We start from the raw sequence: 21,840 nt of genomic DNA on the forward strand, positions 1-21,840 counted from the left end.
CCGGGTTAGCCGCGTTGGGCCATGGATGGCCCGTCGCGGCGGCCCACGGATTCAAGCCGGAGTGAGGGCACACCGAGCCCAGGCGAGGTGCCGAGTGGTGGGGCAAAGACCTTTTGGTTACTTTTGGCTGGGCCGGCATTCCGGGCGTTTGCCAAAAGTGACCCGCTGTAAGAGCGGAACCCTAAGCGGCCGTTACCGCAGCAACGGATATGTACCCCGCCCTACCACCATAACGCCCCCCGATTTACCCGAATGGCCCCTCAACTCCCATTCCCACCATGCGCCTCTTCAAAAAAGTAATCCTTCCAACTCGCCGCCTTGTTCTTCAATACCCCCAGTTCCTGCAATTTCTCGGCATAGATATAGGTCCGCTGCGGCACGATGGTGAAATCGATCTCCGGGTCCTGGACAATTTTCTCCACCAGGTCCAACGGCAGCTTGGACTGCTCCACACGGATATACGCCTTGGCCGCGGCCGGTTTATCGGCCTTGATAATCGTCTCAGCCTCAGCCAGCGCGTCGTAAAACGCCTTGTAGGTCTTGGGGTTCTGGTCGTGAAATTTCTCAGTGGTGTAAAGCACGTTGAACGTAGCCTGCCCCCCAAGGATGTCGTAGGAACTGAGCACTTTGTGCACGTTAGGGTTGAGCAACTCCTGGTACTGGAACGGCGGGCTGGAGAAGTGCGAATTAATCTCCGAACCACCGGCAATCAACGCCGCCGTGGCATCAGGGTGAGCCAGGCTGATGGAGATATCGTCGAATTTCTTGTAATTCGCATCGCCAAACTGCTTGGCGGTTTCGATCTGCAAAGTGCGCGACTGGAACCCCACACCGGCAGCGGGCACGGCGATGCGGTCTTTCTCGGTGAAGTCCTTGAGGGTCTTCACATTAGGGTTGTTGGTCAGCAGGTAATTGGGCATCGAACCGAGGGAGGCGATGGCCTTGACGTTCTGCTTGCCCTTGGTGCGGTCCCACAAAGTGAGCATCGGCGGCACACCGGCCGATACCACGTCCAGCGCACCCGCCAGCAGCGATTCATTCATCGCCGTGGCGCCGGAGATGCTGTTCCATTCCACCTGGATATCCAGCCCCTGCGCCTTGCCGTGTTTCTCGATCAAGTGCTGGTCGCGCACCACGTCGAGGATCAGGTAGCCGATGCCGAACTGCTGGGCGATGCTGATTTTGCCTTCGGCCTGGGCACCGGGGCTGAGCAAGCTGCCAGCAGCGGCCAGCGACGCGGCCAATAGGATCAGGGAGGAACGCTTGAAAGTCATGGGGGAATCTGCCGCGTTTTCGGGAAGGTGATGAAGCCTAGCGGCGTTTTTTAAGACACGAAAAGAATATATAGCTCTATTCTTATGCAATAAATCAGCAGCGCTGAACTGCTATATTGCGCGCCTGCCCTTCCATCGCGAGTCGCTCGATGCTGCGCACCAATCTCAATGAAATGTTGATCTTCATGGCCGTGGTCGACGGTGCCAGCTTTGTCGCGGGCGGCCAGGCCATGGGGCTTACGCGCTCGGCGGCCGGCAAGGCCGTCATGCGTCTGGAAGACAGCCTTGGCGTGCGCCTGCTCAACCGCACCACGCGCAACCTGAGCCTGACCGATGAAGGCCGTGCATTGTACGATCAAGGTGTGCAGATTCTGGCCGCCGTCGACACCGCGCAAACGGCCATCGGCCAGCCCAGCGGCACGCCGCGCGGGGTGCTGCGGCTCACCCTGCCGGATGCCTTCGGGCGCCGCGTGATCCTGCCGCTGCTCGACACCTATTTGAAAACCTGGCCACACGTGCAGGTAGAAGTGAGCTTCACCGACCGCATGGCCGACATCGTCGAGGACGGCTTCGATCTGGCGATTCGTATCGGCGGCGAGCACGCCGACCGCCAACTGGTATCCCGCGTGGTGGCGCGCTACCGAGCCTTGCTGTGCGCCGCCCCGGCCTACCTGGCCGAACACGGCACACCCCGCGACCCGGACGCCCTCGCCCACCATGACTGCCTGTATTTCAGCAGCCGGACGCGCAAACAGAGCTGGCGCTTTCGTGACGCACAGGGTCAATGGTTCAAGGCCCCCGGCCATAGCCGCCTGCGCCTGGACAGCGGCGAGGCGTTGCGTGACGCCGCCGTGGCTGGCATGGGGATCGCCCTGCTACCGGACTTTCTGGTCGCCGACGACTTGGCCAGCGGGCGGCTGGCGGCGGTACTGCCCGGCCTGGACGCAGGCGATGTGGAGATCATGGCCATGTACCCAAGCAAGCGTTACCTGGAACCGCGAGTCCGGCGTTTCATCGACCTGCTGGCCGAGCAGCTGCCGGGCTGATCAATCCGCGTGAGCGACGGCCTTGATCTCGACAATTTGCGCGTCCGAGGCCAGGTAATTCACACCCACCAGCGTGGCCGCTGGGCGATGCGCGCCGATGTAGGCCTTCCACACCGCCACCACCGCCTCGAAATCGCGCTTGGCGTGTACCAGGTAAATATCCACGGCGGCGATGTTCGAGCGTCCGACACCAAAGCCTGCCAGCACATGGTCGAGGTTTTCCAGGGTTTTACGTGTTTGCGCTGCGGCGTCGCCATCGACGAATTCACCTTCAAGCGTGTGGGAAAACTGCCCGGCGATGAAAATCGTACCGTTGACGCTGTAGCCTTGACTGACGCTGTTGCCCTCTTCCCAGGCCACGCCATGGTTATAGATAGAAGTCTGAGTGCGCATACGAGTGTCCTGTGGGGGTTGATTGGGGAAACTCTAACAAGGCTATTGGCGAATGGACGTCGACACTGAAGCGAGTACCTTTCGCGCAAAAAATCCCCATGGGCGCCGCTCGGCTGGTATTGTGCCGCGCTTTGAAATGCACCTGCCGACCTGCGAGGAAATGGACGTTGAACACTGACGATAAAATGACCGGGGACCTGTTCGAGGTGGATAAGCGCCTGTCACTCAAGCCCGTGGTGGACTTCAACGCCTACCTGCGCAGCGCGTTCGGCGACGGCCCATGCACCTGCGTACGCTGCGCCGCCAGCAACGGTGACGAAACCGGCTACGCGTATCAGCACAGCTTCAACTTCGACGGCAAACCCACCCACCGCCGCTTTGCCTCGACCGCGGGCAGTGATGTGCTGACGATGCTGAAAAAAGCCTGGTTGTCGTACACCAAGGCCGAGCTACCGCTCAGTGGCGAGCTGGCGCTGGACACGGTCAAGGAGTTCGTCGAGCCGCAATTGCACAAGCGCGTGGCGCCGTTGTTTGTGGCCAGTGGCCTGGTCAAGGACGTGGACGGCGTGCTGCAGATCCAACCGCAGGCGTCAGCCTGACGTGAATGCGGGAGGGGCTTGCCCCCTCCCGGTTTGCGCTGCGTTTGGTTTAGAAGCCTGGAACGCCCTGCAGGCGTAGATCGGGCGTCACTTCTTCCAGCGGTTCGACAATCGGCCGCTCATCCATGCCCGGCAGCAGGATCACCTTGCGGCACTCCTCCTCGGCCTTGTCAAACAGCTCATAGCCGCGCGCAGCCTGCTCCAGCGACAACCGATGCGTGACGATCGCCTCGGGGTTCAGATGCCCCAGCTCGATGTGCTCAAGCAATTGCGGCAGGAAGCGATGCACATGGGTCTGGCCCATCTTGAACGTCAGCCCCTTGTCGAACGCGTCGCCAAACATGAACCCGTGAATAAACCCGGCATACACCCCAGCGACACTGACCACCCCGCCACGGCGCACGGCGGCGATGCACTGGCGCAGGGCCTTGCCACTGCTGCCTTCGATCTTGAGCGTGGTGAGGATGGTCTCGGTGGTGCTGCCCTTGGCTTCGAACCCGACGGCGTCCACCACGCCATCGACCCCGCGCATGCCGGCGGTCTGGCGAATGATGGTGTCGGCGGGGTCGTCATCTTCTTCGAAGTTGATCGGGATCACCCCGTACATTTTTTGCGCATAGGCCAAGCGATAGGGATGGTCATCGACCATGAAGATCTGCTCGGCGCCAAGCATCTGCGCGCACGCCGCGCTGAGCAGGCCTACCGGGCCGGCGCCGTAGATCGCAACGCTGGAGCCCTTGCCGATGCCGGCGTTGGTCACCGCCTGCCAGGCCGTCGGCAGGATGTCCGAGAGGAACAGGACCTTTTCATCCGCCAGCAGCCCAGGCACCTTGAAGGGCCCGGTGTTGGCTTTCGGCACCCGCACCAGCTCGGCCTGGCCGCCGGGAATGCCACCATACAGACGGCTGTAGCCGAACAACGCGGCACCCGGCGGGATTGCCTTTTTATTCAGGATCGCGCCACGCCCGTCATTGGTGGTTTCGCAGGCAGCAAATTGTTGCAGTTGGCAGAAGAAGCAGTCGCCACAGGCAATCACGAACGGGATCACCACCCGGTCGCCGCGCTGCACGGCTGTCACCGCCGGCCCGGTTTCCTCGACGATGCCCATGAACTCATGGCCAAAGATGTCGCCGTGCTCGACGGTCGGGATCTTGCCGCGGTACAGGTGCAAGTCCGAGCCGCAAATGGCGGTGGCGGTGACGCGCAAAATAATGTCGTCGGGCTGCTCAATGATCGGATCGGGCACCGTATCGACCTGCACTTTGTGCGCGCCCTGGAAAGTCATCGCTCGCATGCTCTGCACTCCTGTTCTTGAGAGGGTGTTGAGAGGGTTATTGATTAAGGTGCGCGGCGCCCGCGAGCGTTCCGTCGAGGTATGGCCACAGCCGATCAGTGGTCGCCGCTGACGCGCGCCACGCCTCAGCGCAGCCGGGTGACGGTGAGCCCCACCACGGCAATCCGCTCGACGCCCTCATAGCCGGGTTTTTCAAGCTCTTCGCCAAAGACGTCAGGATCGATTTCGCGGTAGGTCCAGCCATAGTCAGCGCTGGCCACCAGCGGTTTGATCGCCTCCAGAAAGGGATCGGCACCGGCCACCATCGCCACGCCCGTGTAGAGCACCAGGCTGCCGCCAAGGGCCAGGCGCTCGCGGGACTCGCTGACGATACGCACCGACAACTGCGCGCCCAGGGCACCGCCACCGTGGCGGTAGGCGCGCTGATGCGGGTCATTCATATAGGGCGGGTTGGCAACGATCAGGTCGAATTCGCCGTCGACGCTGGCCAGTATGTCGCTGTGGTAGGCGCTGACATTCGCCAGGCCCGCCAGCTCGGCATTCACTGCCGTCATGCGCAGGGCGCGGGGGTTGATGTCCACCGCCAGCACGTCAGCGTCAGGCCGGGCGCGGGCGATGACCAATGCACCGACACCCGCGCCGCAACCGATGTCGACCGCCCGCCGCACAGGGTCGAAACGCTGCTGCAGATAGGCTTGGATCACGTGGGCAAACCGGTAGCTGTCGGGTCCGAAAAACACCGCGTCGGCCTGGGTGGTCGGGTACGGCGAGTGGGCAAACAGCAACTCGTCCAGGCTCGACCAGCGCACGGTGCTGCGCCACAGGGCGTCGTGTTTTTCGATCACCTGCGCTTGCTGCAATTCTTCGCGAAAGGCCTCTGGCAACAACGCGTTATCAAATGGCAGCGACCAGCCGAACACATCGCGCATGGTCATCGCCAGCGGCGTTGCCAGGCGCTGGCAGACCCGTTCATGGGTCAGGGGCGTCGGCGTGATAAACCGGTAGCCGTTCTCCTTCAATCCGCGGCCCAGGTTCAACAAAGTGCGATCGACGAGCTGCTGTGCAGACATGAACGACCCTCCTCAGCGCAGACGCGCGCGCAGTTGGATAAAGCGCCGCGTCGCGTAAAGCCCGGCCGGAGCGCAATGGCGCCGCGCCGACATCCACGGGATCAGCGCATCGAGCTGCTGTTCATCGGGCAGCTTGCACAGTGATTCAACCAGCGCCTGGGTGTCCGGGTCGGCCGGGCGATGCTGCTCCCGGGAAAAACGGCTGCCGCGCCCCGGCCGTGCAGGCGGCACGCGCTCGCCGCTGACCCAGTCACCGGCAATCCAGTCGTGCAGCAGCTGCTTTTCAGCGCCGCTGAACACGCCGAACATCGCCGCACCAGCGCCCTCGATCAGTTGCCAGAAACGGCTGTCGGCAGGGTCCTGGTTGCGCTTGATCCAGCCTTTGTCTTGCAGCGCCTGGAGGAACTCAGCGATCTGCCCAGGCTGTGCCAGCCATTGATTGACGGTTTTGCCCTCGAAGCGGCAGTAATCGGAATGCATGTGCTGGCCATACGTGCGCTTACGCTCAAGCATGGCCACGACCTGCTCCTGCAGGTTGAAGCGTTCGATCACGGCCGTGGTGCCCGGCCCGAGGTCATTGAGCTGATAACCGCGGGCCACGCGGCGGTAGAACTGCTCCCTGCCCTCGCCCAGCGGCAGCAGGTTCAACACCGATTGCGCGGCCTTGCACGCGTGGCCGCTGCTGGCATTGTCGATGGTGACGTGGAGGGTGAAGTAATAGGGATCGATGCCCAGCTCGCTCAGCTCGTACGAGGTGATCAGCAGGTGCAGGGGTAATTGCTCATAGCCCAGGTTGTAACCGATCACTTCCGGCAGAAACTCCTCGGCACACAGGCCCAACGCCAGTTGCAAGGCGCCTTGCAGGTAGTCGTCATCCTTGACGCCGGCTTCACTGTCGGCATCGTGCTCGCTGAGCAGCTTGCGATAGATCACCACATGGTTCTGCGCGGCTTCGCCGTCGCCCAGTTCTTCGAGGTAGGTGGTCAGCAGCCCATCGAAGCGCTGGTCCTGCCAATAGCGCAGTAAACCGTAGAGCCAGGCGCCATCGACCTGTTTGGTCGGCGCCACACATTGCAACACGTACAACGCGTGAGCCTTGTTCTGGAAGTAGCGCCGTGGCTGACCCTGCTGGCGTTGCTCAAGGTAGTCGGCGTAGTCGCGGGCCACGGCGGCGCAGCGCTGCTCGACCCACGCGGGCAATTGTTCGGGCGTGTCGGGCAATTCGCAGGGCACGTCCTGCACCTGGGCCAATTGCGCCAGCAAGAATTCCCGTGCTAGCGCCTCGCAACCCTGCGCCTCGTTGTACAACTGCTGGTACACGCGTTGATGGCGGCCGTCGGCCGAGTCAGTCAGGGTGGCCGGTTGGCCCGACAGCGCTGTAAAAAGCGTCATGATGGCAGTTTCCACAAAGTCCGATACTACTCGGCTTTCTCACCAGAAAGCCCCGCAAGAGCGCTCAAAACGCGCGCTTCTAAAGTGCAGAGCATCCGGCTGTGGGGAAAATTCAATCGGCATTGCGAGGCTGCGGATCAGCGGTTATCCGGCACCGCCCGAGAGGCGCCACAGGCTATTAAACGTGCTGCCAGTTCTTGTAGACGAACTCCAGGCTGTACCCGTCCGGGTCGACCACGTTGGCGGCGTAGTAGTTGGGGTCGTAGTGCATGCGCGCGCCGGGTGCGCCGTTGTCGGTGGCGCCGTGCTCCAGTGCAGCCGCGTAGGCCTTTTCGACCTCCTGACGGCTATTGGCGACAAAGCCTACATGCACCGCACGCCCGTCGACCACGCCTTCGCGCAGCCAGAAGAACATCCGCCCGTTGGCACCAAAGCCCTTGAGGTCGGGATGGCCGGGGGGGCCGTCCTTGCCGTCGTAGTCAAACCGTGTGGTGATGCCCAGCGGCGCCAACGCCCCTTCATAGAAACGGACCGAGCGGCGGATGTCGCTGACCGAGATAAACAGATGATCCAGCATGTGTGACCTCACAATTCAAATGATGTAGCCACCCGCGACCTCAAGGGTCTGGGCATTGATCCAACGGCCTTCCTGCGACAGCAGCATGGCGATGACCCGTGCCACGTCTTGGGGTTCGCCAACTCGGCCGAGGGCGGTTTGCGCAGCCAACTGGGCTTCGAACTCATCGTTCAAGCCGCCCCCAAGCTCGGTGCGGATCGCGCCGGGGGACACCGCATTGGCGCGGATGCGGCGCTCGCCGAACTCCTTGGCCATGTAGCGAGTGAGTACGTCCAGGCCGCCCTTGAAGGCGGCATAAGGCGCAACGCCCGCCGTGGCCACGCGGGTGGTGGCACTGGTGAGGTTGACGATACTGGCGTGGTCCTCCAGTAACGGCAACAGGGTTTGGGTGAGAAAAAACGGGCCCTTGAGGTGCACGTTGAACAGGCCGTCGAACTGCGCCTCGCTCACCGATTCGAGAGGGTTGAACAGGCCGTAGCCGGCGTTGTTCACCAGCCCGCTGAGGCGCTGGGTACCCCAGGTGGCCTGCAACGTATGCAGCACCGTCTCACGAAATGCCGCGAAAACGCTGACGTCTGCCACGTCCAACGCCAAGGCAACGGCTTTGCCGCCGGCGGACTCAATGCGCTGCACCACTGCGTGCGCCGCTTCAGGATGGTGATGGTAGGTGAGGATCACGCCATGGCCCTGACGGGCACACAGCTCTGCAGTACTGGCACCAATGCCACGACTGCCTCCGGTGATTACGATGACGCTCATGAGCTGCTCCACGCTTTAAAAGTTGAGTGGCTACAGTAGCCATCGTCCTTCCCGTCAGCGCAGCCGTTCCTACTCCAATCCTGCCTGTTTCTGCTTTTTGCTTGCGCGCGGTTCGCAGGAAGGCACAGCATGGCCGCTATGAATAATCAATTGATCGAACTGCGCGTCCTGGCCGCCAAGGCCGAAAACCGCCGCACCGAGACCGGTATCCCGCGTGTGGCGATGGTTCAGGGCGAGATCCCGGAACACCGGCTGGCGGCGGTGTATGAGCCAATGATCAACCTGATCCTGCAGGGCAGTAAAAGCATGACCGTGGGCGACCGCACGCTGCACTACGACCCGGCGACATACTTTGTGATGTCCATCGAGTTGCCGGCCGTGGGCGCAGTGCACCCGGCGAGCAGCGGCGAGCCCTACCTGGCGGTCAGCCTGAGCCTGGACCCGACGCTGCTGACCACCCTGCTCAACGACCTGCCTGCGCCCACTGCACGCCGTGCGCAGGAAGCCGGCTTCTCGGTGGCGGCGGTAACGCCGGCATTGATGGACGCGTGGGTGCGCATGCTGCGCCTGATGGGCGACCCGGTAGCGATTGCGGCACTGGCACCTGCGTACGAACGGGAGATTCTCTTCCACGTACTGCAAGGCCCCCATGGCTGGATGTTGCGCGACATCGCCGCGCCGGACACTGCCATGGCGCGAGTCAACCAGGCCATCCAATGGATTCGCCGGGATTTTGCCGAACCGATTCGCGTGGAGGCGCTGGCACACAAGGCGGCGATGAGTGTTTCGGCGTTTCATCGCCACTTCAAGGCGGTGACCAACCTGAGCCCGTTGCAGTATCAGAAGCGCGTGCGCTTGCTGCAGGCGCGCACGCTGATGCTGGCCACTGCGAGCAGTGTGACCGGCGCGGCGTTTGCGGTGGGGTACGAAAGCGCAACCCAGTTCAGCCGTGACTATGCGCGGGTGTTCGGGCTGCCGCCCGCGCGGGACACGGCGCGGATTTTGGCGGCAAACAGGGGGTGTCAGTAGGCACAAAATCAGTGTGCTGAACGGCCCATTGTGAAGAGCGGGCTTGATGTGGCGAGCGGGCTTGCCCCGCGTTGGGCTGCGCAGCAGCCCCAATAATGACGCCGAGTTCATCCAGACAGTACTCGGTCATCAGGTTTTGGGGCTGCTTCGCAACCCAACGCGGGGCAAGCCCGCTCGCCACGTAGGCCCGCTTGCCACGGATGCTGTGTTACTTACGCGCTGCCTCCCACGACTTGAGCAGGTCGTTGTAGCTCACGGTTTCGCCTTTGGGTTTCTCATTGGCCAGTTTCGGCTTCGGCGCGCCGGGCTGGTCGAACCAGTATTGGGCATCACGCTCGGGGTTCATTTTCGGGCCGCATGTCGGCTGCACGTTGGAGCGTTCCAGGCGCGTCATGATCGCGTCCTGCTCCTTGGCCAGGTTGTCCAGCGCCTGCTGCGGGGTTTTCTCGCCGCTGGCGGCGGCGGCGATGTTGCTCCACCACAGTTGCGCCAGGCGCGGGTAGTCCGGCACGTTGGTGCCGGTCGGGGTCCACTCGACCCGTGCCGGGCTGCGGTAGAACTCCACCAGGCCACCGAGTTTGGGCGCCAGGTCGGTCATGGCCTGGGAGTTGATGTCGGACTCACGAATCGGCGTCAGGCCAACAATGGTTTTTTTCAGCGAGACGGTTTTCGAGGTCACGAACTGCGCGTAGAGCCAGGCCGCGAGTTTCTGCTTCTCAGGCGTCGACTTGAGGAAAGTCCAGGAGCCCACGTCCTGATAGCCCTTCTTCATGCCCTTTTCCCAATAAGGCCCGACCGGCGATGGGGCCATGCGCCATTTCGGCGTGCCGTCGGCATTCACCACCGGCAGGCCCGGCTTGGTCATGTCGGCGGTAAACGCGGTGTACCAGAAGATCTGCTGGGCGATGTTGCCCTGGGACGGCACCGGGCCGGATTCGGAGAAGGTCATGCCCGCCGCTTCGGGTGGCGCATAGGCTTTCATCCAGTCCACGTATTTCTGCGTGGCGTACACCGCGGCCGGGCCGTTGGTGTCGCCGCCGCGGGTCACGCTGGAGCCCACCGGGTGGCAGTCCTCCACGCGAATGCCCCACTCGTCCACCGGCAAGCCGTTGGGCAGGCCCTTGTCGCCGCCGCCGGCCATGGAGAACCAGGCATCGGTGAAACGCCAGCCCAGTGACGGGTCTTTTTTGCCGTAGTCCATGTGCCCATAAATACGTTTGCCGTCGATTTCCTTGACGTCTTCACTGAAGAATTTGGCGATGTCTTCATAGGCCGACCAGTTCACCGGTACGCCAAGGTCGTAGCCGTATTTTTCCTTGAACTTGGCTTTCAGCTCCGGCCGCTCAAACCAGTCGGCGCGGAACCAGTAGAGGTTGGCGAACTGCTGGTCGGGCAGTTGGTAAATTTTGCCGTCCGGCGCGGTGGTGAACGAGATGCCGATAAAGTCCTTGATGTCCAGGGTCGGCGAGGTGAAGTCCTTGCCTTCGTTGGCCATCAGGTCAGTGATCGACTCGGTCTTGCCATAGCGAAAGTGCGTGCCGATCAAGTCGGAATCGTTGACCCAGCCGTCATAGATGTTCTTGTCGGACTGCATCTGGGTTTGCAGCTTTTCCACCACGTCGCCTTCCTGCAGCAGGTCGTGGGTCAGCTTGATGCCGGTGATTTCGCTGAAGGCCTTGGCCAGCACCTTGGATTCGTACTCGTGGGTGGTGAGGGTTTCCGACACCACGTTGATCTTCATCCCACGAAACGGTTCTGCCGCCTTGATAAACCACTTCAACTCTTCGAGCTGCTGGTCTTGGGTGAGGGTGGACGGTTTGAACTCGCTGCCGATCCATTTTTTCGCCGCGTCTTCATACGCATCGGCCCAGGCCGTGGCGCTCAAACCGCTGAGGGCCAGTACGGCGGCCAATGAAATGCTATGTCGCAGCTTATTGTTTTTATTCAACATAGAGACCTCCTGGTGGTTTATTCACAAGGGCACTAGCCCCAACGCATCACACTCAACAGCCATACCAGGGACAGCGCGGACGCCACCCAGATGCTCCAGTCGGTAACGCCGATTACCAGTAAATGCAGGTAGGCGCTGCCGAGAAGACCGATAAACAGGCGATCACCACGGGTGGTGCTGATCGGTAAAAAACCGCGCCGAGGGATGCTCGGCGAGCGCAGTTCCCAGGTGGTCATGCCCACCAGCAGCACGCCAATGGCCGCAAAGAACAACGCGGTGGGAGTGGTCCAGGCCATCCATTCCATCATCGACTCCTCAGACCCGGCCCAGGGCAAAGCCCTTGGCCACGTGGTTGCGAACAAACCAGATCACCAGCATGCCGGGCAGAATGGTCAACACCCCCGCCGCCGCCAGCACGCCCCAATCGATACCCGAGGCCGAGACCGTGCGGGTCATCACCGCCGCGATGGGCTTGGCGTTGACCGAGGTCAGCGTGCGCGCCAGCAACAGCTCGACCCAGGAAAACATGAAGCAGAAAAACGCGGTTACCCCGATGCCGGAGCCGATCAGCGGGATAAAAATCTTCACGAAAAACTTGGGAAAGCTGTAGCCGTCGATGTAGGCGGTTTCGTCGATTTCCTTGGGCACGCCGGACATGAAGCCTTCCAGAATCCACACCGCCAACGGCACGTTGAACAGGCAATGCGCCAGGGCTACGGCGATGTGCGTATCGAACAGGCCGATGGACGAATACAGTTGGAAAAACGGCAGTAAAAACACCGCCGGCGGTGCCATGCGGTTGGTCAGCAGCCAGAAGAACAGGTGCTTGTCGCCCAGGAAGCGGTAGCGCGAGAAGGCGTAGGCCGCCGGCAGCGCCACGCTCAGGGAAATCACCGTGTTCAGGCTCACGTAATACAGTGAGTTGATATAGCCGGTGTACCAGCTCGGGTCGGTGAAGATCACTTTGTAGTTGGCCAGGGTGAAAGCCTGCGGAAACAGGGTCAGCCCGCCGAGGATTTCGGTGTTGCTCTTGAACGACATGTTCAGCAGCCAGTAGATCGGCACCAGCAGGAACAGGATGTAGATCAGCAGCGGTATCAGCTTGCGTTTGCTCATGCTGGCGGCCTCAGCGGTTGGCGTCGGAGTGGGTCATGGCGGTGTAAAACAGCCAGGACACCAACAGGATGATCAAAAAGTACACCAGGGAAAACGCCGCCGCCGGGCCCAGGTCGAATTGGCCGACAGCCATCTGGGTCAGCGTCTGACTGAGGAAGGTAGTGGCATTCCCCGGGCCGCCGCCCGTGAGCACGAAGGGCTCGGTGTAGATCATGAAGCTGTCCATGAACCGCAGCATCACCGCGATCAGCAGCACGCTTTTCAGCTTCGGCAACTGGATATGTCGGAACACCGCCCAGGCCGATGCCCGATCAATCCGCGCGGCCTGGTAGTACACGTCTGGGATCGCCCGCAGCCCCGAGTAACACAGCAACGCCACCAGCGAGGTCCAGTGCCACACGTCCATCACCAGCACCGTGACCCAGGCGTCCATGGTGTTGGCCGCGTAGTTGTAGTTGATGCCCATGGCGTTGAGGGTTGAACCGAGCAAACCGATGTCGGCACGGCCGAAGATCTGCCAGATGGTGCCCACCACGTTCCACGGAATCAGCAGCGGAATCGCCAGAATGATCAGCACCAGCGACGACCAGCGGCGCTTGGTCGGCATGGTCAGGGCGATGGCGATACCCAGCGGGATTTCGATCAGCAGCACGCAGGCCGAGTAGATGAACTGGCGCAGCAAGGAGTCATGCAAGCGCGGGTCGAGCAGCACCTGCTTGTACCAGTCGGCGCCGACAAAGTAGCGGCTGGACTGGTCGAAAATATCCTGCACCGAGTAGTTGACCACGGTCATCATCGGGATCACCGCACTGAACGCCACCAACAGAAACACCGGCAACACCAGCCACCAGGCCTTGTTGTTCTGCACCTTGTTCATGGCTGCACCTCCAGCAGGTAATCATTGGCGTAGACCATCAGCCACTGCGCCGGGAAGCTGATCGAGGCGCTGCCCTGGGGCACCGGTTTGTCTTCGGCCAGGCGTACTTTCAACGGCGCGCCGTCGAGGTTGAGGGTCATGATCTTGTAGGTGCCAAGGTCTTCGACATGGGTGACGTCGGCCTGCAGCGCGTCAGGGTTGTACTCGTCCCACACGTGGATAAATTCCGGGCGGATCCCCACCTGCAGCTTCTGGCAATCGGTCTCGCGGATGCGCTGCTGCATCGCCTCGGGCAACGGCAGCAGCGTGCCGGCAAAACGCACCCCGCCCGCCTCGGCCTGCACTTCAATCAGGTTCATGCCGGGGCTGCCAATGAAATAGCCGACGAACGTGTGGCTCGGCCGCTCAAACAACTCGCGCGGCGTGCCGAACTGCACGATCTGCCCGCCGTACATCACCGCGATTTTGTCGGCAAAGGTCGAGGCTTCGAGCTGATCGTGGGTCACGTAGACCATGGTGATATTGAACTGCTCGTGGATCTGCTTGAGCTTGCGCCGCAGTTTCCACTTCAGGTGCGGGTCGATCACCGTCAGCGGCTCGTCGAACAGGATTGCCGACACGTCGTCACGCACCAGGCCACGGCCCATGGAGACTTTCTGCTTTTCATCGGCAGTAAGGTTGCGCGCCTTTTTGTTCAACAGGGTTTGCAGGTCGAGGACTTCGGCAATTTCCTGCACCTTGCTGTGAATTTTCGCCTCGGGCATGCCCTGGTTGCGCAGCGGAAAGGCCAGGTTGTCGAACACCGTCATGGTGTCGTACACCACGGGGAACTGGAACACCTGGGCGATATTGCGGCGTTCCGGGGTGAGTTCGTTGACCACCTTGTGGTCGAACAGCACCTGGCCCTCCGAAGGGTTGAGCAGGCCAGAGATGATATTCAGCAAGGTCGACTTGCCGCACCCGGAAGGCCCGAGCAAAGCGTAGGCACCGCCCTGCTCCCACACGTGGTTCATTTCCCGAATCGCGTAGTCTTCAGGGCCGGCGGGTGTAGGGCTGTAGCTGTGCGCAAGGTTCTGCAAATGGATCTCGGCCATCAGGCAACCCTCGCTACGCGGCGCCCGGGGGCCTGGACCAAGCGGCCCTGGCCATCGAACACAAACAGTTTATGGGTGGGGATGTACACGCGGATCGGCGCATCGACGTCGTACTCGTGCACGCCCGGCAGGTGCAGCACCAGCAGGAAATGCTCACTGCGCACGTGCAGGAAGGTTTCCGAGCCGCTGATTTCGGCCACTTCCACGGTCACGGCCAGTTCCAGGTCATCGTCGTTGCTCGGCACCAGGCTGATATGGCTGGGGCGCACGCCAAAGCGGAACTCGCCCTCGCCGATGGGGCGCAGGTCGACGTTGAGCGGGAAGTGCACAAAATTGGCGAAGCTCACTTCATTGCCGCTGATACGTCCCGGCATCAGGTTGATCGGCGGCTCGGAAAACAATTCGGCGGCCAGCACGGTCTGCGGCTGGTGGTACACCTCGGCAGCCTTGCCACTCTGGATCACCCGGCCCTCATGCAGAATCGTAGTGGTGCCGCCAAGGGCCAGGGCTTCGTTGGGTTCGGTGGTGGCGTAGATGGCGATGGTGTGGCGGGCCTTGAACAGCTCGCGCATTTCCTGACGCAGTTCTTCGCGCAGTTTGTAGTCCAGGTTCACCAGCGGCTCATCGAACAGGATCAACTCGGCGTCTTTGACCAGCGCGCGGGCCATGGCCGTGCGTTGCTGCTGGCCACCGGACAACTCCAACGGATGGCGCTGGAGGAATTTCTCGATGCGCAGCATTTTCGCGGTTTCGAGCACCTTGCTCTGGATCATCTCGTTGGACACACCGGCCTGGCGCAACGGCGAGGCGATGTTTTCGAACACGGTCATGGTCGGGTAATTGATGAACTGCTGATAGACCATCGACACGTTGCGCAGGCGCACCGGCGTGTGCGTGACGTCTACGCCGTTCATCAGGATGCGCCCGCTGTCGGGCTTGTCCAGGCCGGCCATCAGGCGCATCAGGCTGGTCTTGCCGGACAGGGTGCGGCCCAGCAAAACATTGAAGGAACCGGCTTCGAAACGCAGGTTGGCGTCGTCGATCCAGGTCTGGCCTTCGACGACGCGGGAGACATGTTCCAGGGTCAATGACATGACACGCCCTTTTTTATTATTGGAATGAATCTGGCAATACGTTCGACGAGAGCCCAGAGCGAGTTTCGTGCCAGAACTGGCAGGTGATTGATCTGTAAGGACATGGGCCCGATTGGCTGTTCAGGCATCAACAGAAGTGAACAACTGGGGCTGAACAACTGAACAACGGGCGGGTTGACAATGAACAGTTCTGAACAACAATTGATGGGCGACACAGATTCAAGGTGGGAGCGGGCTTGCTCGCGAATGCGGTAGAACAGTCGGCATCGGTATTGGCTGACCCACCGCATTCGCGGGCAAGCCCGCTCCCACATTTCGGCCCTGTTTCTTCAGCCCGATTGTGCACGCCCAATAACAATAAAAAAGAAGGTCGCCCCCATGGCCGAACCCTTGGCTCACGACACCCTCATCCAGGATTCCTGGCGCCGCTGCCGCGCGTTTGGCCTGGATCACCAGAGCACGCCCAGCTTCGACCAACTGCCCGCCGAGGGCATCAGCCAATTGCTGGAAAGCCAGCATTCGCTGGTGCAGACCACTCACCAGGAAGTGCTGCCCTATTACGAAAACATCCTGAGCAACTCCAACTGCCTGATCATGCTGGCCGACAATCAGGGCCAGGTCTTGACCTCGTGGGGCACCCAGCGCTTTATCGAGCCGAAACTGGCGCGCGGTTTCAGCGCCGGCGCCAGCTGGAGGGAGCGCAGCAGCGGCACCAATGCGATCGGCACCGCATTGGCCTGTGCCCAGGCGGTGCATATCGAGCACGACGAACACTTCCTCAAGGCCAACCGCTTCATGACCGGCTCGGCGGCGCCGATCTTCGATGCCCAGCGCGAAATCATCGCGGTGCTGGATGTGTCCAGCGACAGCTATCTGCCGCCCTCCCACACCCTGGGCATGGTCAAGATGATGAGCCAGACCGTGGAAAATCGGCTGATCCTCAACCTGTTTCGCGGCGAGCATTTTCAGCTGACCTTCAACACCGGCCTGAACAACCTCGACAGTCAGTGGGCCGGCCTGCTGATTTTTGATGAGAGCGGGCAAGTGCTGTCGGCCAACCGCCGGGCGGACAATTTGCTGGGCATCAGTTTGTCGCGGGTGCTGATCGACAGTTTGTTCAAGGTCTCGTTGCTGGAGTTGCTGAACCAGCCGGAAGGCTTGCCGTTCTCGCTGCAGGCGGCGGGACGCAATCGGTTTCAGTGTTTATTGAAGCGGCCGAAGAAGATGCCGGTGCAGGCGCGGATCTTCAGTGAGCCCAAGCCGGGCAAGCCTGCCGAGCTGAAGCCGACCGCGATCAACCTCAAGACCCTGCACTTTGGCGATGCGCGTGTGGAAAAAGCCGTGCGCCAGGCCGAGCGTCTGCTGGAAAAAGACATTCCGTTGCTGATCCACGGCGAAACCGGCGTCGGCAAAGAGGTGTTCGTCAAAGCCCTGCACCAGGCCAGCTCGCGCAGCGCGCAGGCGTTTATCGCGGTGAACTGTGCGGCGATTCCGGCGGAGTTGGTCGAGTCAGAGCTGTTTGGCTATGAAAAAGGCGCCTTCACCGGCGCCAATCAAAAAGGCAGCATCGGCCTGATTCGCAAGGCGGACAAAGGCACGTTGTTTCTGGATGAGATCGGCGACATGCCGCTGCCGACCCAGGCCCGTTTGCTGCGGGTGCTGCAGGAGCGCTGCGTGCAGCCGGTGGGCAGCAGCGAGCTGTTCCCGGTGGACTTGCGGATCATCTCCGCCACCAACCGCGCGTTGCGCGAATGGGTGCAGGCCGGGCGCTTTCGCGAGGATTTGTACTACCGCATCGGCGGCCTGACCCTGGAGCTGCCGCCGTTGCGCGAGCGCACCGACAAGCAGGCGTTGTTCCAGCAGTTGTGGCAGCAGCACCGCGAGCCAACTCAATGGGCCGGGATGAGTGCCGAGGTGCTGGCGTTGTTCGAGCAACACCCGTGGCCGGGCAATTTGCGCCAGGTCAGCAGCGTGTTGCAGGTAGCACTGGCCATGGCCGAGGAGCAGCCGGTGCGCCCCGAGCATCTGCCGGATGATTTTTTTGTGGATTTGAACGTGCCAGCGCCGTTGCCTGCCAGCGAGGATGTGGAAGATGGCATCGACCTCACGCAACGCTTGAAGGCCGCTGGCGGCAATATTTCCCACCTGGCGCGGGAGTTGGGCGTCAGTCGCAACACGCTGTACAAGCGCCTGCGCCAACATGAGCCTTGACTTAACGCGGCTTGACCACCACCAGCAAGTCCGTGAAGTACTCCACCTTGATCGGCAGGTTGTCGGCCAGTGCCGCGAGCGCCGCCGCGGTGTCGTCGAGCTTGAACACGCCGGACACCCGTAGGTTTTGCAGGGCCTGTGGGTCAAACCGCACCAGGCCATGGCGGTAGCTGGCGAGGGTTTGCAGCACCTCGCTCAAGGGCTGGTCATTGACTTTGAGCAGGCCACGCGTCCAGGCGTCCGGGTCGGTATTGCCAATCGCCTGCGGCGACTGGGCGCGGCCATGGTCAAGCACCGCGCGCTGGCCGGCTGCGACCTTGACGCCTTCTGCGCCCTCGCCTTTGACCGCCACGCTGGACTCGATCACCGTGACCACGGTGGTGCCGTCCGCGGCGCGCTTGACCAGGTAGCGGGTGCCCAGGGCGGTGGCCGTGCCTTGATCGGTGCGCACCACGAATGGCCGTTGCGCATCCTTGGCCACCTCCACCCATAGCTCGCCTTGCAGCAACTGGATCACGCGTTGGTGGCCATCGAATTTCACGTCCACGGCCGAGTTGCTGTTGAGCTGCAAGCGGCTGCCGTCCTCGAGCGCGACCTGACGGCGTTCGCCGACACCGGTGCGCTGGTCGGCCATCCACACTGGCGCGCGCTCCACACCGACCCAGCCGCAGAGTAATACGCCGAGTAAACCCAGCACCTGCGCACCCCGCGAGCGTTGGGGGGCGAAAGCATGGTTGAGGGCGATGCGCGCCGGGCGCGCGGGCACGGCGTCGAAATTGCCCCACAGCGCACGCATGCGGTCGATGGCGACGGCATGGCGCGGGTCGGCCTGGCACCAGGTATTGAAAGCCTGACGGTCGGCGTCGCTGACGTCTTCGTCGTGCAGGCGCGTCAGCCAGTTCGCCGCTTGCTGGATGATGTGTTCAGTGCTCACGACAGCGGGTCCGCCGCGTGCAGGCTGTGGTAGCAATGCACCAGCGCCGTGGAAATGTAATTTTTGACGGTACTGGGCGACACGTCCAGGCAGCTGGCGATTTCGCTGTAAGTCAGCCCGTCGAGGCGGCTTAACAGAAAGGCTTCGCGGGTCTTGGCGGGCAAACCGGCGAGCATCTCGGCGATGCGCTCCAGCGCCTGCAACGCCACGTGGATTGCCGCCGGATCGGGCATGCCGGCGTCTTCGCACTGAATCACCAGGGCTTGCGTATAGGCCCTTTCGATGCGGCGGCGCCGCGCACCATCAATCAGCAAACGCCCGGCGGTAGTGGCTAGAAAAGCCCGCGGTTCCTTGATGTTGTGGGGTTCGGCCAGCATCAGGACGCGGATGAACGCGTCGTGGGCGAGGTCCGCGGCGTGCTGCGAACACCCGAGTTTTTTGCGCAGCCAGCCGTGCAACCAGCCGTGGTGCTCGCGGTACATTGCCGTGAGGGTCTGCTGACGGGCGCCATCGCCCGGCGCGGCCGGAATGTCATGCATGCGCAAAAACTTCTCAAATGGGAAATGTTACCAATTGCGCGAACAATGCCAGCAAAACGGTATGAGGGCAAGGGGGCTCCGGTCTGCTGCTTTTCGGGCTTTCATGCTGGTAGTTGTGGCGAATGGGCTTCCCGTGGCGAGCGGACTTGTTGTGGCGACTGGGCTTGTGGTGGCCAATGGGATTGTTGTGGCGAGCGGGCTTGCCCCGCGTTGGGGCGCGAAGCGGCCCCAGTAAGGTCACCGCGTTTTTACAGTTAGAACGCGTTAGCCGGTTTTGGGGCTGCTGCGCAGCCCAACGCGGGGCAAGCCCGCTCGCCACAACAAGCCCGCCCGCCGTCAATAAACCCGCGCTTCACGGTAAACCCGCGCTTCACAGTAAGTCTGCTCACCACACGGTTGCTTAACGCCAACTCCACGACACGCCGGTAAAAATGCCTCGTCCGTCTGCCGGTGTGGACCGCGCCACATCCAGGCCTTTGTCGTCATAACCCGGGGTGACCGTATTGGCGTAGCGCCGGTTGGTGAGGTTGCGCACATCGACCCAGGCTTGCCAGTCCTGCTTGGGCGCGTCGTAGCCGAAGGTGGCGCCGAGGGTGGTGTAGGCCGCCGCGTAGTAGGAATTGGCGTAGTCCACCGCCACACGCGAGGAATGCTCGGTGTTGAGGCTGGTGTAGAACCCCGTCGGATGGCTGTAGCGCAACTGCGCCTGGTAGTAGTGCTTGGGGATGCCCGGCAGGGTGTTGTCGCCGAAGCGGTCATCGTCGCGGTAGTGGAAGTCGCTGAACGTGTAGGCCTGGCGCAAGGCCAACTGGCCATTGCCGCCGCCGTCCCACAGCGGGCTGAGCAGGCTCAGTTCCACACCCTGGTGCACGGTGGGGCTGGCGTTGGCCTCGGCGACAATCGCGTTGGCGGTGGCGGTTTGCGCCTGCGTTTCGACGGTGAGCAGTTCGTGACGCACTTCTGAGCGGTACAGCGCCAGGTCCCACTGGCCAAACCACTGTTCGCCACGGCCGCCGACTTCCACAGTGGTAGCGGTCTGGTTGCGCAGGCTCACGCCTTCACGCTGCAAGCCGGTGGCCGGGCCGCTGCCGGTGGGAAAGTATTTATTGGAACCCCAGATCATCGACCACGCATGCGGTGGCTCGACCGAGCGACTCAGGTTGCCATACACCTGCAATTGCGCGGTGAAGTCATAGCGCAGGCCGATACGCGGGGCGTAGTCCCAGTCGTGCTGGCTCAACGGCGCCTGACCTTCGGGATAAGTGACTTGGGTTTCGCGGCGGGTGTAGATCGCGGCCAGGCCGGTGGTCAGCCACAGGTCCGGTACCAGCTCCAAGTCGTTGCCGACATGCAGCACGGTGTCAGCGCCGAGATAGCTGTAGTCGCGGGTCTTGGTGCCGGGCGCGTAAATAGCCGTGTTGCCGGCAGGCGTGCGCACGTATTCCGAGGCACCGTTATTCGGCATCGCCTGGGTGCTGCGCAGCCCTATCGTGGTCTTGCTGTCGTGGCCGAACAGCAGGTCCTGGCGGATGTAATTGAGCGTGCCACTGACGTCGGTGTAGGCGACTTTCAGGCGATTGGTGCCCTCGCGCAAGTCCATCGGATAGTCGTGATAGGCCAGCCCGACTTCAACGCGGGAATTGTCATCCAATTGCAAGGTGGTTTTGTTGGCGATCCAGGTCGAACCCGGCTGCAAACGCTTGGAATCGCGGGCGGCGTTGAGGCTGTTGGCGGCCGTTGGATCGTGGCTGATCTGGTCACGCGTCAGCTTGCCGGGGGTGTCATTGGTGGTTTCGCGGTAGCGAAAATAGAAGCGCGTTTCCAGGTCCGGGTTGAAACGGTAGCCGAAGTTGGCGGCGATGCCCTTGCCGGTACCGGCGCTCTGGTGCTGGTAGCCATCGGATTCGGAGTCGGTGAGGCTGATGTAATAGTCGGCATCGCCCAGCACCTGACCGGAGCTGATCTCGCGCTGGGCATAACCGCGACTGCCTGCTTCATAACGCACTTGCAGTTTGGGTGCGTCGTAACCCGTGCGGGTGACGTAATTCACCGACCCGCCCAAGGCCAGCGCGCCCTGGTCAAAGCCATTGGCGCCGCGCAGCACTTCGACGCGGCTTTGCCACAGTGGGTCCTTGAGTTCGTAGGGCGTGCCGCCCGGGCCGGTCAGCGGCAAACCGTCGAACATTTCATACAGGCCGGAGGCGTGCGAACCGGGGCTGCGGTTCAAGCCCGAACCGCGTATCGAAAGCTTCACGCCTTCATTGTTGGCCGCCTTGGCGTACACCCCGGCCTGGTACTTGAACACGTCTTCATTGGTGCCGACCCGGCCCTGCTGCACGCTGCTCATGTCGATGTAGTTGGTGCCACCGGGCACGCTTTTGAGTTGCGCCTGGGCCACTTCGCCTGCGCTGACCTCGCTGCTGGTGACCTCGACCGGTGCCAATTGCAGGGCGTCGGCCTGCGCCAGCGAACTGAGGGTCAAGGCGGCAAAAAGCAGCGGAGGTTGGCGCAACAGCATGGACAGATCCTTGGAATGTAGGGGCGAGACAGGCCGGGGCCGAGCACGCTAACAGGGGTGGGAAGCCACGCAG

20 protein-coding genes are annotated in these 21,840 nt (G+C 62.1%); 4 read left to right on the top strand and 16 right to left on the bottom strand.

Annotated elements, in window-relative coordinates; translation table 11 throughout:
* Positions 1 to 260: 260 nt before the first annotated feature.
* A complete protein-coding gene (locus tag AC19YS_RS20245) occupies positions 261 to 1,274 on the bottom strand; it encodes an ABC transporter substrate-binding protein (RefSeq protein ID WP_500602497.1) in 1,014 nt (337 codons plus the stop codon).
* Positions 1,275 to 1,423: 149 nt separating this feature from the next.
* Between AC19YS_RS20245 and AC19YS_RS20250 the strand changes: the two genes are divergently transcribed.
* Complete coding sequence (locus AC19YS_RS20250) at positions 1,424 to 2,320, top strand: LysR family transcriptional regulator (protein WP_448202241.1); 897 nt, start codon at positions 1,424 to 1,426, stop codon at positions 2,318 to 2,320.
* Here AC19YS_RS20250 and AC19YS_RS20255 read toward each other — a convergent pair whose 3' ends face one another.
* Positions 2,321 to 2,713 (bottom strand): RidA family protein, encoded by a 393-nt coding sequence (locus AC19YS_RS20255; RefSeq protein ID WP_179607316.1) that lies wholly within the window; start codon positions 2,711 to 2,713, stop codon positions 2,321 to 2,323. It lies immediately after the preceding gene.
* Between the two features lie 167 nt (positions 2,714 to 2,880).
* On the opposite strand from AC19YS_RS20255, the gene AC19YS_RS20260 reads away from it, so the two are divergent.
* Positions 2,881 to 3,312: a hypothetical protein gene (locus tag AC19YS_RS20260; RefSeq protein ID WP_472526775.1), complete on the top strand. Its 432-nt coding sequence runs from the start codon at positions 2,881 to 2,883 to the stop codon at positions 3,310 to 3,312.
* A gap of 49 nt (positions 3,313 to 3,361) precedes the next feature.
* Here the strand turns inward: AC19YS_RS20260 and AC19YS_RS20265 are convergent, their stop codons facing one another.
* The 5 genes from AC19YS_RS20265 to AC19YS_RS20285 form a co-directional block, all read right to left on the bottom strand.
* Positions 3,362 to 4,606 carry a zinc-dependent alcohol dehydrogenase gene (locus AC19YS_RS20265; RefSeq protein WP_106580634.1) on the bottom strand — a complete coding sequence of 415 codons (1,245 nt, stop codon included), beginning with the start codon at positions 4,604 to 4,606 and terminating at the stop codon, positions 3,362 to 3,364.
* Between the two features lie 125 nt (positions 4,607 to 4,731).
* Positions 4,732 to 5,676 carry a methyltransferase gene (locus AC19YS_RS20270; protein ID WP_500602498.1) on the bottom strand — a complete coding sequence of 315 codons (945 nt, stop codon included), beginning with the start codon at positions 5,674 to 5,676 and terminating at the stop codon, positions 4,732 to 4,734.
* A 12-nt stretch (positions 5,677 to 5,688) separates the two neighbouring features.
* The gene (locus tag AC19YS_RS20275; protein ID WP_500602499.1) at positions 5,689 to 7,068 is read right to left on the bottom strand and encodes an iron-containing redox enzyme family protein; all 1,380 of its coding nucleotides are present in this window, start codon (positions 7,066 to 7,068) and stop codon (positions 5,689 to 5,691) included.
* Positions 7,069 to 7,246: 178 nt separating this feature from the next.
* Positions 7,247 to 7,645, bottom strand: coding sequence for a VOC family protein (locus AC19YS_RS20280; protein ID WP_200625699.1), 399 nt, complete (start codon positions 7,643 to 7,645; stop codon positions 7,247 to 7,249).
* A 15-nt stretch (positions 7,646 to 7,660) separates the two neighbouring features.
* Positions 7,661 to 8,404, bottom strand: coding sequence for an SDR family NAD(P)-dependent oxidoreductase (locus tag AC19YS_RS20285; RefSeq protein WP_124417049.1), 744 nt, complete (start codon positions 8,402 to 8,404; stop codon positions 7,661 to 7,663).
* 138 nt (positions 8,405 to 8,542) lie between these two features.
* On the opposite strand from AC19YS_RS20285, the gene AC19YS_RS20290 reads away from it, so the two are divergent.
* Complete coding sequence (locus AC19YS_RS20290; RefSeq protein ID WP_500602593.1) at positions 8,543 to 9,433, top strand: AraC family transcriptional regulator; 891 nt, start codon at positions 8,543 to 8,545, stop codon at positions 9,431 to 9,433.
* Between the two features lie 208 nt (positions 9,434 to 9,641).
* Here the strand turns inward: AC19YS_RS20290 and AC19YS_RS20295 are convergent, their stop codons facing one another.
* From AC19YS_RS20295 to AC19YS_RS20320, 6 genes are read right to left on the bottom strand one after another with little or no spacing between them, the layout of a single operon-like run.
* Complete coding sequence (locus AC19YS_RS20295; protein WP_448210391.1) at positions 9,642 to 11,384, bottom strand: ABC transporter substrate-binding protein; 1,743 nt, start codon at positions 11,382 to 11,384, stop codon at positions 9,642 to 9,644.
* Positions 11,385 to 11,416: 32 nt separating this feature from the next.
* On the bottom strand, positions 11,417 to 11,689 hold the full coding sequence (locus AC19YS_RS20300) for a DUF2160 domain-containing protein (RefSeq protein WP_106580628.1): 273 nt from the start codon (positions 11,687 to 11,689) through the stop codon (positions 11,417 to 11,419).
* 10 nt (positions 11,690 to 11,699) lie between these two features.
* Positions 11,700 to 12,500, bottom strand: a complete 801-nt coding sequence (locus AC19YS_RS20305; RefSeq protein WP_106580627.1) for a carbohydrate ABC transporter permease — start codon at positions 12,498 to 12,500, stop codon at positions 11,700 to 11,702.
* Between the two features lie 10 nt (positions 12,501 to 12,510).
* The gene (locus tag AC19YS_RS20310; protein WP_500602500.1) at positions 12,511 to 13,377 is read right to left on the bottom strand and encodes a carbohydrate ABC transporter permease; all 867 of its coding nucleotides are present in this window, start codon (positions 13,375 to 13,377) and stop codon (positions 12,511 to 12,513) included.
* Complete coding sequence (locus AC19YS_RS20315; RefSeq protein ID WP_448210390.1) at positions 13,374 to 14,471, bottom strand: ABC transporter ATP-binding protein; 1,098 nt, start codon at positions 14,469 to 14,471, stop codon at positions 13,374 to 13,376. Before AC19YS_RS20315 ends, AC19YS_RS20310 begins: the two co-directional genes overlap by 4 nt.
* On the bottom strand, positions 14,471 to 15,565 hold the full coding sequence (locus tag AC19YS_RS20320; protein WP_500602501.1) for an ABC transporter ATP-binding protein: 1,095 nt from the start codon (positions 15,563 to 15,565) through the stop codon (positions 14,471 to 14,473). Before AC19YS_RS20320 ends, AC19YS_RS20315 begins: the two co-directional genes overlap by 1 nt.
* 378 nt (positions 15,566 to 15,943) lie before the next feature.
* On the opposite strand from AC19YS_RS20320, the gene AC19YS_RS20325 reads away from it, so the two are divergent.
* Positions 15,944 to 17,776 (top strand): sigma-54-dependent Fis family transcriptional regulator, encoded by a 1,833-nt coding sequence (locus tag AC19YS_RS20325; RefSeq protein WP_500602502.1) that lies wholly within the window; start codon positions 15,944 to 15,946, stop codon positions 17,774 to 17,776.
* Position 17,777: 1 nt separating this feature from the next.
* Here the strand turns inward: AC19YS_RS20325 and AC19YS_RS20330 are convergent, their stop codons facing one another.
* From AC19YS_RS20330 to AC19YS_RS20340, 3 genes are all read right to left on the bottom strand, one after another.
* Positions 17,778 to 18,710, bottom strand: coding sequence for a FecR family protein (locus AC19YS_RS20330; RefSeq protein ID WP_500602503.1), 933 nt, complete (start codon positions 18,708 to 18,710; stop codon positions 17,778 to 17,780).
* Complete coding sequence (locus AC19YS_RS20335) at positions 18,707 to 19,249, bottom strand: sigma-70 family RNA polymerase sigma factor (RefSeq protein ID WP_106580620.1); 543 nt, start codon at positions 19,247 to 19,249, stop codon at positions 18,707 to 18,709. The genes AC19YS_RS20330 and AC19YS_RS20335 overlap by 4 nt, the downstream gene beginning before the upstream one ends.
* Positions 19,250 to 19,649: 400 nt before the next feature.
* Positions 19,650 to 21,767 carry a TonB-dependent receptor family protein gene (locus AC19YS_RS20340; protein ID WP_500602504.1) on the bottom strand — a complete coding sequence of 706 codons (2,118 nt, stop codon included), beginning with the start codon at positions 21,765 to 21,767 and terminating at the stop codon, positions 19,650 to 19,652.
* Positions 21,768 to 21,840: the final 73 nt, after the last annotated feature.

The sequence above is a fragment of the Pseudomonas sp. MF08831 genome, from assembly GCF_059862645.1.